The organism is Raineyella sp. LH-20 (assembly GCF_033110965.1).
Lineage (GTDB): Bacteria > Actinomycetota > Actinomycetes > Propionibacteriales > Propionibacteriaceae > Raineyella.
This window is the reverse complement of the sequence record NZ_CP137003.1, coordinates 72,863-85,892: the sequence shown is the minus strand read 5'-3', so window position 1 is coordinate 85,892 and position 13,030 is coordinate 72,863. Positions and strand designations below refer to the sequence as shown.

Sequence of the window (13,030 nt, the reverse complement as noted above, 5' to 3'; positions counted from 1 at the left end):
GCGAGCTACCGGGGATCACCCGCGATTGCCACCGGCCACGAGGCCGATGACGCCGATGACCACGAGCGCGGCGGGAAGCGCGATGCTCACCAGGTCCCGATCGATCGGGCCCACCATGCCGGACCACAGGATGGCGGCGCCGTAGATGATGGCCAGCAGGCCGAGGACCAAGGACAGCACGTCGGCGCGGCGCGGGCGGCGTGGGGGAGTGCGGTGTGTGCTCATCGCGTCTTCACCACCAGCTCACCGAGATCGGTGGAGGCATTGATCGTGATCGTCGGGGCGCCGGGGCGGCCGGGCTGGAGGACCGTCGTCGTGGGATCCTCCTGGGTGACCGACTCCGGAGCCGAGTCGCCGAGCTGCAGCGTCCCCATCCCGACCTGGGTCGTCGCGACCACGCGGATGTCGGCGGGCACCAGGATCGTCAGCGAACCGGCACCCATGTGGGCCTCGTACCGGACGTCCTGAGTGGCATCCAGCGCGGACAGGTCGACCGTCACCCGGCCGAAGTCCCAGTTGTCGCCGGAGGGCAGGTCGGCTTCGCTCACGTACGTCACGGAGACCGGGGCGGTTGCCGCGACCGGACGTTCGCCGATGGACGGATGTCCGTGCTGGTAGGCGCCGACAGTCGCGATGAGTCCGAGGATCACCGCTGCCGCGATCAGACCGCGGGGCCTGCCGGCCCATGCCCCGATCACCAGTGCACACCCGACGACCACCAGCGCCGAGGCTGCCCAGGCGAACGGGGGCACCGGGCGTCCGGTGGAGCCGAGCAGGGACAGCAGAGTCCACAGCAGGCCGACGGAGGTCAGGGTGACCAGGGCGAGGGTCCGCTTGCCCACTCGCTGCGGGTCGAGTACTCGCGGGGCGCGGGGTCGCGGGGGCGGAGGCGCGTACAGGCCGATCGGGTCGGGATTGGCCAGGTAGTTGCTCACGTCGTGGGGTGCGGCGGGACCGGCGACCGGACGGACCGCCGTAGGGATCTCTCCCTCGGGCCACGGAGGCGAGGCCTGCGGCGGCGTCTGCGGGGAGGAGGTCATCGGCCGAGGGGCCCCGAAAGGTTGGGCTTGATCCAGCCGAGGCCCCTGCCCGTACGGCTGGGCGGGGCCGGGATCACCGGTCGCACGGTCACCGTTGCCCGGGACATACCGGCCCATGGTGCCGGGGGGCACGACCGGCGGGACACCGGGCCGGCGCAAGGAACGTTCGCGGCGGGGCCGGTGCACGCCGAAGTAGTAGACAAGGCCGAGCACCACCGCCGGGAACAGGGAGAGCGACGTCACACTGCCGAGGGTGGCGGCGACGGCCACGACGACGACGGCGACGGCGGTGATCAGCACCCAGCGTGGGGCGCGGGTGAGGGCCGGGAAGGTCTCCAGCAGGGGACCCCGCTCGTGACCCTCGCGGGGGATCAGCACCCAGCCGGCGAGATAGAGGACGACGCCCATGCCGGAACTCACGGCGAGAACGACGGCGGCGACGCGGATGATCAGGGGATCGATCCCGACGCGGTCGGCGATGGCGGCGCAGACACCCGCGATCGGTGCTCCCGTCGCGGGTCGATGCATGGTGGTCGCCGGCTCCATGCCCCCATCCTGTCTCGCGTCCGTGGAAGGGACCATCGGGCACATCCCCCATCTTCGCTGGGACGAGGGGTGCCGAGGGTGGCTTTGTCAGCGGCGCGTGGTTTGCTGGATCCACCATGGATGATCTCTCGCCCGTCCCGGGGGACCCTACCGGTGTCGCGAAGGATTCCGCACGCGGGTCAGGGCAGGGCCCCGGCGTGCCCCCGACCGGCAGGGGCCCCGCGCTGCCGGCCGAGCCGGAGCGCCGCCGTGCCTACCGGGTCGACGACGGGCGATGGCTGGGCGGGGTCTGCGCCGGGCTGAGCCAGCATCTCGGCTGGCCGGTGATGCTGCTGCGGCTGGCCTTCGTCGGTCTGACGATGACCCAGTTCGTCGGTGCCGTGGTGTACGCCGTGCTGTGGGTGGCATTGCCGCCCGAACCGCCACGGGCCTCCGCTCCGGGCCTGGAGTCGGCGGCGCGGACCGGGGCCCGTACGGTTCCGCGCAGGCTGCGCCGCCGCATCGACATGGGCGCCGCGCTGGCGATGGGCCTCTTCGGCGGGGGCGTGTTGTGGCTGGTCCAGATGACCCGGTTCGGCATGCCGTGGGCGGTCTTCTGGCCCGTCATGCTGGCCAGCGCCGGAGTGGCCGTGATCTGGCGCGAGGCGGACTCGATGGGCACCTGGCGGGGCAATCGCGCCGGTGACGGTGGCCCGTCGCGGCGGGACCGGCTGGGATCACTGTTGGTCGCGCTGACCGGCCTGCTGCTGCTCGGCATCGCCTTCGTGCTGGTGGTGCCGGATCCGGGCGGTGAGGGGCGTACGTCCGAACTGATGATGGTGCTGATCCTCAGCCTGGGTGGGGTCGCCGTGGTCGGCGCCCCCTGGTTCTTCCGCACCCGTGCGGAGCTGGACCGGATCCGCGAGGAGAAGATCCGGGCGGACGCCCGGGCCGACATGGCGGCCCATCTGCACGACTCGGTGCTGCAGACCCTCGCCCTCATCCAGCGACAGGCCCACGACTCGCGGGCGGTCACCCGGCTCGCCCGCCGGCAGGAACGGGAACTGCGGGAGTGGCTGTACGGCAGCCCACCGGACGACACCACGCTGGCGGCGGCTGTCCGCCGCGTCGCGCTGGAAGTGGAGGACGAGCACGACATCGACGTCGAACTCGTCACGGTGGGCGACACGACGATGACCCCGGACCTGGACGCGCTGGTGCGGGCGGCCCGCGAGGCGATGGTGAACGCGGCGAAGCATGCGGGCGTCGACAGGGTCGACGTGTACGCCGAAGTGCTGGAGGATACCGTCGAGGTGTTCGTCCGTGACCGCGGTCAGGGATTCGACCCCGAGGCGATCGACGCCGACCGCCAAGGGGTCCGGCGCAGCATCATGGAACGGATGGAGAGGCACGGTGGGCGGGCCACGATCCGCTCGGCGCCGGGCCAGGGGACCGACGTACGACTGGAGATGACACGATGACGACCCATCAACCCGAACCGCAGACACCGGACGCCGAGGGCGCCGGACCGCGCGAGGGCCTGCGGACCGGCTCGCTGCGGGTGGTCGTGGTGGACGACCACGACATGTTCCGGGCCGGCGTGAAGCACGAGATCGGCGCCCGGGTGACCATCGTCGGCGAGGCGGCCGACGCGCCCGGCGCCGTCCGGACCATCCTCGCCACCGATCCCGATGTGGTGCTCCTCGACGTGCACCTGCCCGGCGGCGGCGGGGTCGAGGTGCTGCGCCAGGTCCACCAGCGCCACCCGGACGTACGTTTCCTGGCACTGTCGGTGTCGGACGCCGCCGAAGACGTGATCTCGCTGATCCGGGGCGGTGCTCGCGGCTACGTGACCAAGTCGATCAACGCCGATGAGTTGATCGAGGCGATCGAACGGGTCGCCGGCGGGGACGCGGTGTTCTCCCCGCGGCTGGCCGGCTTCGTCCTGGATGCCTTCTCCGGGTCGATCGACGTGGCCAGCGTCGACGAGGACCTCGACAAGCTGTCGCCGCGGGAGCGGGACGTGCTACGCCTGATCGCCCGCGGCTACTCCTACAAGGAGGTCGCCAAGGAGCTGTTCATCTCGGTGAAGACGGTGGAGACCCACGTGTCGAGCGTGCTGCGCAAGCTCCAGCTGTCCAACCGCCACCAGCTCGCCCGCTGGGCCAACGATCGGCGACTGGTCTGAGACTCGCGACCGGCTCGGGCACTCGCCCGGACTGGCTCGGGCACTCGCCCGGACGCTCAGAAGCCCCACCCCGGACTCCCGGGTGGGGCTTCTGCACTGTCAGATCGCGAAGGACGGACGGATCAGACCTTCTTCTTGGTGAGGAGGCCATAGACGAACAGGACGACGATGCAGCCGACGATGGCGAGGATCCACGTCCACAACGAGAAGAAGCCGTGGCCCTGGATCCCGACCAGGCTGCCGATCCAGCCGCCGACGAGAGCGCCGACGACACCGAGGATGAGAGACGTGACCCAGCTGGTGGGGTCGTTGCCCGGGAGGATGGCCTTGGCGATGGCGCCGGCGACGAGTCCGATGATGATGAGACCGAACCAACCGACGTTGAGGGCGAGAGGAACGAGAAGCTCTGTCATGGCTCCTACTGTAGGTGGGCGCGGCGCGCGGGGCACCGCTCCTGAAGGAGGCACGGGAGCGTTCGGGGGATCACCCCGACTCGACCACGAGTGTCGTCCCCGGAACGGGCTGGAAGGCGTCAGAGGAACGGCCGGAAGGGGCTCAGCAGTTCCTCGGAGACCTTCGCCATCAGCGGTCGGCGTTGCCACTCCCGCAGGGTCAGCTCCCGGCAGTTCGTCAGATCGGTGGAGAAGATCGTCTCCATCCGTTGGGCGACCGACGGATCCATGAACTCGACGTTGATCTCGTAGTTGCCGACCAGGCTCAGCCGGTCCAGGTTCGCCGTGCCGATCGTCGCCCACTCGCCGTCGATGGTCGCCGTCTTCGAGTGCACCATGGCGTGCTGGTAGAGGAAGAGGCGTACGCCACCGCGTAGCAGCGTGCCGTAGAAGCCGCGCGACAGCCAGTCCGCCTCGATGTGGTTGGACTCCGCCGGGATGATGATCCGTACGTCCACCCCGCGCGCCGCAGCCCGGAGGATGCCGTCGAGCAGGTCCTGGTCCGGGATCAGGTAGGCGTGGGTCAGCCAGATGCGTTGGCTGGCGCGGTCGATGGCCTCCAGGTACAACCCGCGGATCGGATAGGTCGCGTACATCGGGACATTGCGGTGGACCCGCGAGGCACGGTGCCAGGCGCGGCCGCGGGGCTCCTCGAGGTGCCTGCCCCGGGGGCCGCCGATCGCGTTCCAGTAGTCGACGAAGGCGTCGGCCAGATCGGGGGCGATCGGGCCGGTGAGCCGGACGTGGGTATCGCGCCAGTCGCCGGCGTAGCGCGCCCCGATGTTGTAGCCGCCGACCCAGGCCGTCGCCAGATCGACGACCAGCACCTTGCGGTGGTTGCGGGCGTACTTGCCGAGCCGCAGCCCACGCGGCCACCGCAGATAGAACGGGTGTCGGCGGGCGTGCACGGTCGTGGGGAACCGGAAGAAGCGGTGGTCGACGACGAGGTTGGCGAAGCGGTCCCAGACCACGTACACCTCGACGCCGCGTTCGGCGGCCTCGACGAAGGCGTCCTTGAACTGCTGGCCGATCTCGTCGCCCTTCCAGATGAAGGTCTCGAAGTAGATGCTGTGCTGCGCCGAGCGGATCGCCGCCAGCATGTCGTCGTAGAGATCCTGGCCGTACGTGAAGATCGTCGCGGTGCCCTCGGCGGTGGTGAACTCCTGGGGAGGCGTACGCGGGAACCGGATCGGGCCCTGGCGTCGTTTGCGCAGGTAGGCGGCGACCTGCAGGCCGGCGATGCTGATGGCCTGGAGGATGCCGACGAGGGCGAACAGGCGGCCCGCCAGGCGGCGGATCCGGGGCAGCGGACTCACCGGGAAGAGCCTGGCGGGGTGCCGGACCGGCCTGGTGGTTGCGGCCCCTCGACGCTCTGGCATGCCACCCAAAATAGCCGAGACACCCTCTAGGCTGGACGATGCCATGAACGAAGCTGACTCGCCGACCCTTTTTCCTGCCTTCGGTGCCGCCTTCGGCGCGCCCACCCGACCCCGCTCGGCATCGAGCCGCGGCGGGCGTGTCGGCGAGCGTCCGGACACCGGCCGACCCGGTCAGGGCGGTGAGGCCGCCGATCCGATGGCTGGCGATCCGATGGCCGCCGATCTGATGGCCGGCGGTGCGGGTGGCTCGGGGCCCGGCGGCGCCGGTGCTTTGCGGGAGGCCGGGCCTGCCGGCACCACGGCCGGCGGACGTCCGCGGAGCGGGCGGCACAAGGTCACCCCGGAGGAACTGGTCGCGGGGCTGAATGACCCGCAGCGGGAGGCGGTCGTCCACGCGGGGGCCCCGGTGCTGGTCGTCGCGGGGGCCGGTTCGGGCAAGACCCGGGTGCTCACCCGCCGCATCGCGTACCTCGTCGGCGTACGTGATGTGCATCCTGGATCGATCCTGGCGATCACCTTCACCAACAAGGCCGCCGCGGAGATGCGCTCCCGGGTGGTGGAGCTGGTCGGCCCGCGGGCCCGGGTGATGTGGGTGTCGACCTTCCACTCGGCCTGTGTCCGCATTCTGCGTGCCGAGATCGGCCACTTCGACCGTTCGGCCAACTTCTCCATCTACGACACCGCAGACTCCAAGCGCCTGATGCAGATGATCTGCCGGGACCGCAACCTGGATCCCAAGCGCTACCAGCCGCGTGAGCTGCTCAACTGGATCTCGGCCTGCAAGAACGAGCTGGTCCGTCCCGAGGGCTCGGCCGGGCGGGCACCGCGCGGGCAGGAGGACGTCTACCCGGGCGTCTACGCCGACTACCAGCGGCGGCTGCGTGCCGCGGAGGCGTACGACTTCGACGACCTGATCATGGAGACCGTACGGCTCCTCCGCGAGTTCCCCGAGGTCCGGGAGAAGTACCGGCGGCGCTTCCGGCACGTACTGGTCGACGAGTATCAGGACACCAACCCCTCCCAGTACGCGTTGGTGCGCGAGCTGTGCGGTGTCGACGAGCACCGCGACGAGACCGCACAGGGGCTCGCCGAGGCGGGGATCGTCCCGATGGACCCGCCGGAGCTGATGGTCGTCGGCGACTCGGACCAGTCGATCTACGCCTTCCGGGGTGCGACGATCCGCAACATCCTCGACTTCGAGAAGGACTTCCCGGGCGCCCGGACGATCCTGCTCGAGCAGAACTACCGCTCCACCCAGACCGTCCTCTCCGCGGCCAACGCGGTGATCGCCAAGAACCCCGACCGACCGAAGAAGCGGCTGTGGTCCGACGCCGGGCAAGGGGACAAGATCGTCGGCTACGTGGCCGACACCGAACACGGCGAGGCACAGTTCGTCGCCGACGAGGTCGATCGGCTGGTCGATGCGGGCACCACCACGTACGGCCAGACAGCGGTGTTCTACCGGACCAACGCGCAGTCGCGGGCGTTCGAGGACGTCTTCATCCGTGTCGGGCTGCCCTACCGTGTGGTCGGCGGGGTGCGCTTCTACGAGCGCAAGGAGGTGCGCGACGCGATCGCCTACCTGAAGGCCATCGCGAACCCGCACGACGACGTCTCCGTACGCCGCATCGTCAACGAGCCCAAGCGCGGCATCGGCGACCGGGCCCAGGAGCAGGTCCAGCACTTCGCCGACCGGGAGCGGATCAGCTTCGGCAGCGCGCTGGACCGCCTGGACGAGATCGAGGGTCTGGCCACCCGCTCGACCACGCAGCTGCGGGGCTTCGCCACGATGATGGCCGACCACCGCGCCCTGATGGCGGCCGGGAGCCCGGCCGACGAGATCCTCGCGTCGATCCTGCAGGCCTCCGGCTACGTCGACACGCTGCGCAAGAGCACCGACCTGCAGGACGAGAGCCGGTTGGAGAACCTCACCGAGTTCGTGGCGGTGGCCGAGGAGTTCGTCGCCCAGGCCCACGTGGTCGACATCGACGACGAGACCGGACGGCCGATCGACCCGGAGACCGGCACCCCGCTCGCCACCGACCCCGACGTCGAGGATGCGGAGCGCCAGCAGTCCGAGTCCGACGCCGAGCGGCCGGCGGTGTCTGCAGAGCTCGGCGGTCTGGGCGGTGGAGCCCCGGAACCGGACGACTCACTGCCGGCGTTCCTGGAGCGGATCGCCCTGGTCGCCGACGCCGACTCCGTGCCCGAGGGCGACGAGGAGGGCGTGGTCACCCTGATGACGCTGCACACCGCGAAGGGCCTGGAGTTCGACACGGTGTTCCTCACCGGCTTCGAGGACGGGGTGTTCCCGCACATGCGTGCCCTCGACGATCCCGACGAGCTGGAGGAGGAACGCCGCCTCGCGTACGTCGGGATCACCCGGGCCCGCAAGCGGCTCTTCCTCACCCGCGCGGTGGTGCGGACGCAGTGGGGGCAGCCCTCGTACAACCCGCCGAGCAGGTTCATCGCGGACATGCCGACGGATCTGCTGGACTGGCGCCGTCTTGTCGAGCCGGGGTCGACCTGGGAGATCCGCGCCGCGGCCCGGACGTCCTCGGCCAAGGACCGTACCGAGGGGGGCCGGATCTTCGGGTCCGGTCAGCCGCCGCGGGGACCGCACGTGGATGCCGTGGCGGTCGGGGACCGGGTGCTGCACACGTCGTTCGGACTGGGCACCGTGGTCGGCACAGTGGGGGTGGGACAGAATGCGAAGGCCGATGTCGACTTCGGGTCCCTCGGGGTGAAGCGGCTGTCGCTGCGGCACGCGCCGATGGAGAAGCTCTAGCCGAACAGCCTGAGGACCTCGCGGCGGAGGCTGAGGACCTTACCGGGCTGAGGCTGGGAATCTGGCCGGGCAGAGCCTGAGAAACGGGCGGCCGAGCCGGGCTCCGGGGGCACCACGACGAGGTGCGGGCCCCTGGGAGGTCAGTGCCCTGACGAGCGACGTACGCCCGCTGGCAGGGTCAGCGGAGGATCAGAGAGCGACGCCGCGGGCCGCGAGCCACGGCACCGGGTTCGCCGCGGTGTACGGGTCGCCGACCGTCTTGGCGTTCGGGTAGTACTCCCAGTGCAGATGCGGTCCGAAGGAGCGGCCGGTCACCCCGACGTAGCCGATCAGCTGGCCGGCCTGCACCTGCTGGCCCACGCGTACCGCGGTGGAGGACATGTGGGCGTACAGGGTGGCGCCACCACCGGGGTGGTCGATGACCACATGGTTGCCGGCCCAGGACCCGCCGTTGGCCGGGGCGATCACGCCGGCGGCCGCGGCGTAGATCGGGGTGCCGATCGGGGCGGGGAAGTCCTGGCCGGTGTGGTAGCGGGACCACGAGCCGACGGCGCCGAACCGTGCGCCGAGGGTGTAGGTGCCCGGCTTCAGCGGCGTCGCACCGCCGCCACCGGAGGCCGCGACGGACATCGTGGCGGAGCGGGCGGCTGCACCGCTGAGGGTGCCGGTCGGGGTCTTCAGCTGCTCGTTCTGGCTCGACGTGGCCTTCTTCGCGTCGTTCAGCAGCGCAGAGCGGGAGGCCGAGGCCTTCGAGATGGACGCCTCGGTGGCGGAGTTGTTGGCGGCGGACAGCTGCTTGGACCGTTCGGTCGCCAGCTGGGCGCTCATCGCCGCGTCGAGCTCCGTACGGGCCGCCGTCCGGGAGGTGCCGTCGGTGGACCTGCCGTCCAGGGCGCCGCCCGCCGGGGACTGGCCGTCCGACGTGTTGGCCGCACCGCCCCCGTTGGATGTGTCGGCGGCGGAGGCGGGCGCGGGCTGCGCCACGGTCGGCGAGCCGCCGTTGCGCTGCTGCGCCGCGAGAACGGCCTCAGGGTTGGCCGCCTGAGCGTTGGAGGTCAGGGTGACCGCGCCGGCCACGGCCAGACCGAGAGCCGAGACGGTCAGGGCGGCCAGGCTGGTGTTCAGGGTGTGGCGGTTGTCGTCGGTCTCGTCGCCGCCGTCGATCTGGGCATAGCGCCCCGGCGTGCCGTCAGCAGCCGGCTGCTGGAACCGGTCGCGGAGAGTGGTGATGGGGGCCCGGGGGGATCCGAGGGTCGATTCCGATGAGTCGTCGGCGGCGACGGCGCGTCGGGGATGCGACGAGGGTGTCGGGATCCGTGACACGGGCTCTCCTCGGTTCGGCTGACCAAACGACGTACGTTTCTCACGGGTGGAAACAAACGCCTTGGCGAACATAACGGATTGGTAAACCGAGAGCCAAATCGCGGGACTGCGGGTCGAGCCCCCTAGTAGCCGAAAGTCGCGGGATCGCCGCGGAAACCGGGGGCGGGACGTGTACAAGATCACAGGTCCCGGACGGTGTCCGGAGCAGGTTGATGTGCCGTTCTGAGGGACGTGTCCTCTGCCGCAGCGGCCGTCGGGGCCGGTCGACGGCCCGCCGGGAGAACGTGGTGGAACCGGCACGGGGAGTTGACGGGGCCGCCCCTCGCGGCAGAAGGCGCACGGCTAGGCTATGGCTCGTGGATACGAACGCACGGATTCGAGTGGTAGTCGCCAAGCCCGGCCTTGATGGCCACGACCGCGGGGCCAAGGTGGTGGCCCGCGCCCTTCGCGACGCCGGCATGGAGGTCATCTACACCGGTCTGCATCAGACCCCTGAGCAGATCGTGCAGACCGCGATCGCCGAGGACGCTGACGGCATCGGCCTGTCGGTGCTCTCCGGCGCCCACCTGACCCTTTTCCAGGATGTCCTCGAGCAGCTCAAGGCCCAGGACGCCGCCGACATCGTCGTCTTCGGCGGTGGGATCATCCCGGAGGAGGACATCCAGCCGCTCCGCGACATGGGCGCGGCGCAGATCTTCACCCCCGGGACCACGATGGAGAGCATCGTGGAGTGGGTCCGGGGCAACGTGCATACCCACGCCGCCTGACAGATCGCGCGATACACAGGCTCGCGGGGCTCGGGGGAGTGGCCCGGCTCCGACGACACCTCGGCCGGCAGGTCGGCCCCTCGGGGGCTCCTGCCGGCCGTGTCGTTTTTATTGTGCCGTGTCGCTTATGTGCCTGGGTGGCTCGGCCGGCGGGCACCCTCGTCTCGCGTTCGATCCCCCGAACGACGGGCCGTCGGGTGGTTGTCGGATGTGTAGGGAGGGGTGGTCTCCGTCACGGACCCGGTCTCGTTTAGACTCGGCGCCGTTGCATGCCCCGAGCACCGATGCCGGGGCGAGGGCGGCGCCTGTGTGCCGCCTGTCAAGGCGAAAGGATCGCGATGGATCTGTACGAGTATCAGGCCCGCGACCTGTTCGAGTCCTACGGCGTTTCGGTGATGCGGGCTCAGACCGCAACCACTCCGGCCGAGGCACGACAGGTCGCCGAAGAGCTCGGCTGGCCGGCTGTCATCAAGGCCCAGGTGAAGACCGGCGGGCGCGGCAAGGCCGGTGGCGTGAAGCTGGCCAAGACCGCAGACGAGGCCGAGGAACTGGCCGGACAGATCCTCGGCATGGACATCAAGGGCCATACCGTCCATCGGGTGATGGTGACCGAGGGCGCCGACATCGCCGAGGAGTACTACTTCTCGATCCTGGTCGACCGTTCGGAGCGCCGCTACCTGGCGATGTGCTCCCGCAGCGGCGGCATGGACATCGAGACCCTCGCGGTCGAGCACCCCGATCAGTTGGCCCGGGTCGGGATCGACCCGCTGGTCGGCATCGATGCGGCCAAGGCGGCCGAGATCACCGCCGCGGCCTGCTTCGAGGAGGCCGATCGCCCCGCTCTGGAGGCGATCTTCACGAAGCTGTGGGAGGTGTTCCGCGACGAGGACGCCACGCTGGTCGAGGTCAACCCGCTGATCAAGGCCGGCGACGGCTCGATGATCGCCATCGACGGCAAGATCACCCTCGACGACAACGCCGCCTTCCGCCACCCGGGCCACGAGGCTCTGGCTGACACGTCGGCGGTGGACCCGCTGGAGCAGCAGGCCCGCGAGAAGGGCCTGAACTACGTGAAGCTGGACGGCAACGTCGGCGTCATCGGCAACGGTGCCGGTCTGATGATGAGCACCCTGGACGTCGTGGCGTACGCCGGCGAGGACCTGCCGGGCAAGCCGAGCCCCGCCAACTTCCTCGACATCGGTGGCGGCGCCTCGGCCGAGGTGATGGCTGACGGCCTGTCGCTGATCCTGTCCGACCCTGACGTCAAGAGCGTCTTCGTCAACGTCTATGGCGGCATCACCTCCTGCGAGCAGGTGGCCCAGGGCATCGTGCAGGCCCTCGAGCTGCTCGGTGAGCGTGCGAACAAGCCGCTGGTGCTGCGTCTCGACGGCAACAACGCGGCCGGTGGTCGGCAGGTGCTCCGCAAGGCACGCGAGCGCCTGGCCGGCGTGGTCGTGATCGCCACCACCATGGACGGCGGCGCCCTCAAGGCCGCCAAGCTGGCGGCCGGTGTCGCCACTGTCGACGAGCTCCGCGATGCCCCGGAAGGCGAGAACTGATGACCATCCTTATCGACTCGAACAGCAAGATCGTCGTCCAGGGCCTCACCGGCTCCGAGGGTCGCAAGCACGGCCAGCTGATGCTGGCCTCCGGCGCGAAGGTCGTCGCGGGCACCAACCCGAAGAAGGCCGGCCAGTCGCTGGACTTCTCCTGGGCCGGCGGCCTGGCGTCCGTCCCGATCCGGGCCACCGTGGCCGAGGCAATGGAGAAGGACGGGGCGAACGTCTCGGTCATCTTCGTCCCGGCGAAGTTCACCAAGGGTGCGGTCATCGAGGCCATCGACGCAGGCATCCCGCTGATCGTCGTGATCACCGAGGGTGTCCCGGTGCACGACACCGCCGAGTTCTACTCGTACGCCAAGGAGAAGGGCACCAGCCGCATCCTCGGCCCGAACTGCCCGGGCATCCAGTCGCCCGGCGAGTCGAACGCGGGGATCATCCCGTCCGGCATCACCGGCCCCGGCCCGATCGGTCTGGTGTCGAAGTCGGGCACCCTGACCTACCAGATGATGTACGAGCTGCGCGAGATCGGCATCTCCACCGCCGTCGGCATCGGCGGCGACCCGATCATCGGCACCACCCATGTGGAGGCTCTGGAGGCGTTCGAGGCCGATCCCGACACCAAGGTCATCGTGATGATCGGCGAGATCGGTGGCGACGCCGAGGAGCGTGCCGCGCGCTACATCCAGGAGCACGTGACGAAGCCGGTCGTGGCGTACGTCGCCGGCTTCACCGCCCCGAAGGGCAAGACGATGGGGCATGCCGGCGCGATCGTGTCGGGCTCCGCAGGCACCGCGCAGGCCAAGAAGGAGGCCCTCGAGGCCGTCGGCGTCAAGGTGGGCCACACGCCGTCGGAGACCGCCGGGCTGGCCAAGCAGCTGATCGCCGAGCTGGGCCTGTGAGGTCCTGACCGACCGGCTGACGCCCAGGCGGCGACGGAGGAGGGGCTCCCGGGATGACTCGGGAGCCCCTCCTCCGTGTGTACAGCTGTGGTCCGTCGCGTACCGGC

The 13,030-nt window shown here is 70.2% G+C and carries 11 protein-coding genes; 6 read left to right on the top strand and 5 right to left on the bottom strand.

Features of this window, described 5'->3' with window-relative positions; translation table 11 throughout:
- Nucleotides 1-15 precede the first annotated feature (15 nt).
- Together R0146_RS00375 and R0146_RS00370 are read right to left on the bottom strand one after the other, a co-directional pair.
- Nucleotides 16-225 carry a hypothetical protein gene (locus tag R0146_RS00375; RefSeq protein WP_317690897.1) on the bottom strand — a complete coding sequence of 70 codons (210 nt, stop codon included), beginning with the start codon at nucleotides 223-225 and terminating at the stop codon, nucleotides 16-18.
- Nucleotides 222-1,586, bottom strand: a complete 1,365-nt coding sequence (locus R0146_RS00370) for a PspC domain-containing protein (protein WP_317690896.1) — start codon at nucleotides 1,584-1,586, stop codon at nucleotides 222-224. Before R0146_RS00370 ends, R0146_RS00375 begins: the two co-directional genes overlap by 4 nt.
- Before the next feature lie 197 nt (nucleotides 1,587-1,783).
- On the opposite strand from R0146_RS00370, the gene R0146_RS00365 reads away from it, so the two are divergent.
- Nucleotides 1,784-3,046: an ATP-binding protein gene (locus tag R0146_RS00365; RefSeq protein ID WP_317690895.1), complete on the top strand. Its 1,263-nt coding sequence runs from the start codon at nucleotides 1,784-1,786 to the stop codon at nucleotides 3,044-3,046.
- Entirely contained in the window at nucleotides 3,043-3,753 is a 711-nt protein-coding gene (locus R0146_RS00360; protein WP_317690894.1) for a response regulator, read from the top strand. Before R0146_RS00365 ends, R0146_RS00360 begins: the two co-directional genes overlap by 4 nt.
- 122 nt (nucleotides 3,754-3,875) lie before the next feature.
- Here R0146_RS00360 and R0146_RS00355 read toward each other — a convergent pair whose 3' ends face one another.
- Nucleotides 3,876-4,166: a GlsB/YeaQ/YmgE family stress response membrane protein gene (locus tag R0146_RS00355; protein ID WP_317690893.1), complete on the bottom strand. Its 291-nt coding sequence runs from the start codon at nucleotides 4,164-4,166 to the stop codon at nucleotides 3,876-3,878.
- Nucleotides 4,167-4,285: 119 nt separating this feature from the next.
- The gene (locus R0146_RS00350; protein WP_411567180.1) at nucleotides 4,286-5,512 is read right to left on the bottom strand and encodes a phospholipase D-like domain-containing protein; all 1,227 of its coding nucleotides are present in this window, start codon (nucleotides 5,510-5,512) and stop codon (nucleotides 4,286-4,288) included.
- Between the two features lie 298 nt (nucleotides 5,513-5,810).
- Here R0146_RS00350 and R0146_RS00345 point away from each other — a divergent pair, with 298 nt between their 5' ends.
- On the top strand, nucleotides 5,811-8,372 hold the full coding sequence (locus tag R0146_RS00345) for a UvrD-helicase domain-containing protein (protein ID WP_411567179.1): 2,562 nt from the start codon (nucleotides 5,811-5,813) through the stop codon (nucleotides 8,370-8,372).
- 189 nt (nucleotides 8,373-8,561) lie between these two features.
- Here the strand turns inward: R0146_RS00345 and R0146_RS00340 are convergent, their stop codons facing one another.
- On the bottom strand, nucleotides 8,562-9,695 hold the full coding sequence (locus tag R0146_RS00340) for a peptidoglycan DD-metalloendopeptidase family protein (protein ID WP_317690892.1): 1,134 nt from the start codon (nucleotides 9,693-9,695) through the stop codon (nucleotides 8,562-8,564).
- Nucleotides 9,696-10,051: 356 nt separating this feature from the next.
- On the opposite strand from R0146_RS00340, the gene R0146_RS00335 reads away from it, so the two are divergent.
- The 3 genes from R0146_RS00335 (at nucleotide 10,052) to sucD (ending at nucleotide 12,923) form a co-directional block, all read left to right on the top strand.
- The gene (locus R0146_RS00335; RefSeq protein WP_317690890.1) at nucleotides 10,052-10,462 is read left to right on the top strand and encodes a coenzyme B12-dependent isobutyryl CoA mutase small subunit; all 411 of its coding nucleotides are present in this window, start codon (nucleotides 10,052-10,054) and stop codon (nucleotides 10,460-10,462) included.
- Nucleotides 10,463-10,800: 338 nt separating this feature from the next.
- Nucleotides 10,801-12,021 (top strand): ADP-forming succinate--CoA ligase subunit beta, encoded by a 1,221-nt coding sequence (gene sucC, locus R0146_RS00330; protein ID WP_317690888.1) that lies wholly within the window; start codon nucleotides 10,801-10,803, stop codon nucleotides 12,019-12,021.
- Nucleotides 12,021-12,923 carry a succinate--CoA ligase subunit alpha gene (gene sucD / locus R0146_RS00325; RefSeq protein WP_317690887.1) on the top strand — a complete coding sequence of 301 codons (903 nt, stop codon included), beginning with the start codon at nucleotides 12,021-12,023 and terminating at the stop codon, nucleotides 12,921-12,923. Before sucC ends, sucD begins: the two co-directional genes overlap by 1 nt.
- The last annotated feature ends 107 nt before the right edge of the window (nucleotides 12,924-13,030 follow it).

Excerpts from the sequence above, each read along its gene's own strand:
- R0146_RS00375 (WP_317690897.1), bottom strand. The coding sequence starts at position 225 with ATGAGCACACACCGCACTCCCCCACGCCGCCCGCGCCGCGCCGACGTG.
- R0146_RS00370 (WP_317690896.1), bottom strand. The coding sequence starts at position 1,586 with ATGGAGCCGGCGACCACCATGCATCGACCCGCGACGGGAGCACCGATC.
- R0146_RS00360 (WP_317690894.1), top strand. The coding sequence starts at position 3,043 with ATGACGACCCATCAACCCGAACCGCAGACACCGGACGCCGAGGGCGCC.
- R0146_RS00355 (WP_317690893.1), bottom strand. The coding sequence starts at position 4,166 with ATGACAGAGCTTCTCGTTCCTCTCGCCCTCAACGTCGGTTGGTTCGGT.
- R0146_RS00345 (WP_411567179.1), top strand. The coding sequence starts at position 5,811 with ATGGCCGGCGGTGCGGGTGGCTCGGGGCCCGGCGGCGCCGGTGCTTTG.
- sucC (WP_317690888.1), top strand. The coding sequence starts at position 10,801 with ATGGATCTGTACGAGTATCAGGCCCGCGACCTGTTCGAGTCCTACGGC.
- sucD (WP_317690887.1), top strand. The coding sequence starts at position 12,021 with ATGACCATCCTTATCGACTCGAACAGCAAGATCGTCGTCCAGGGCCTC.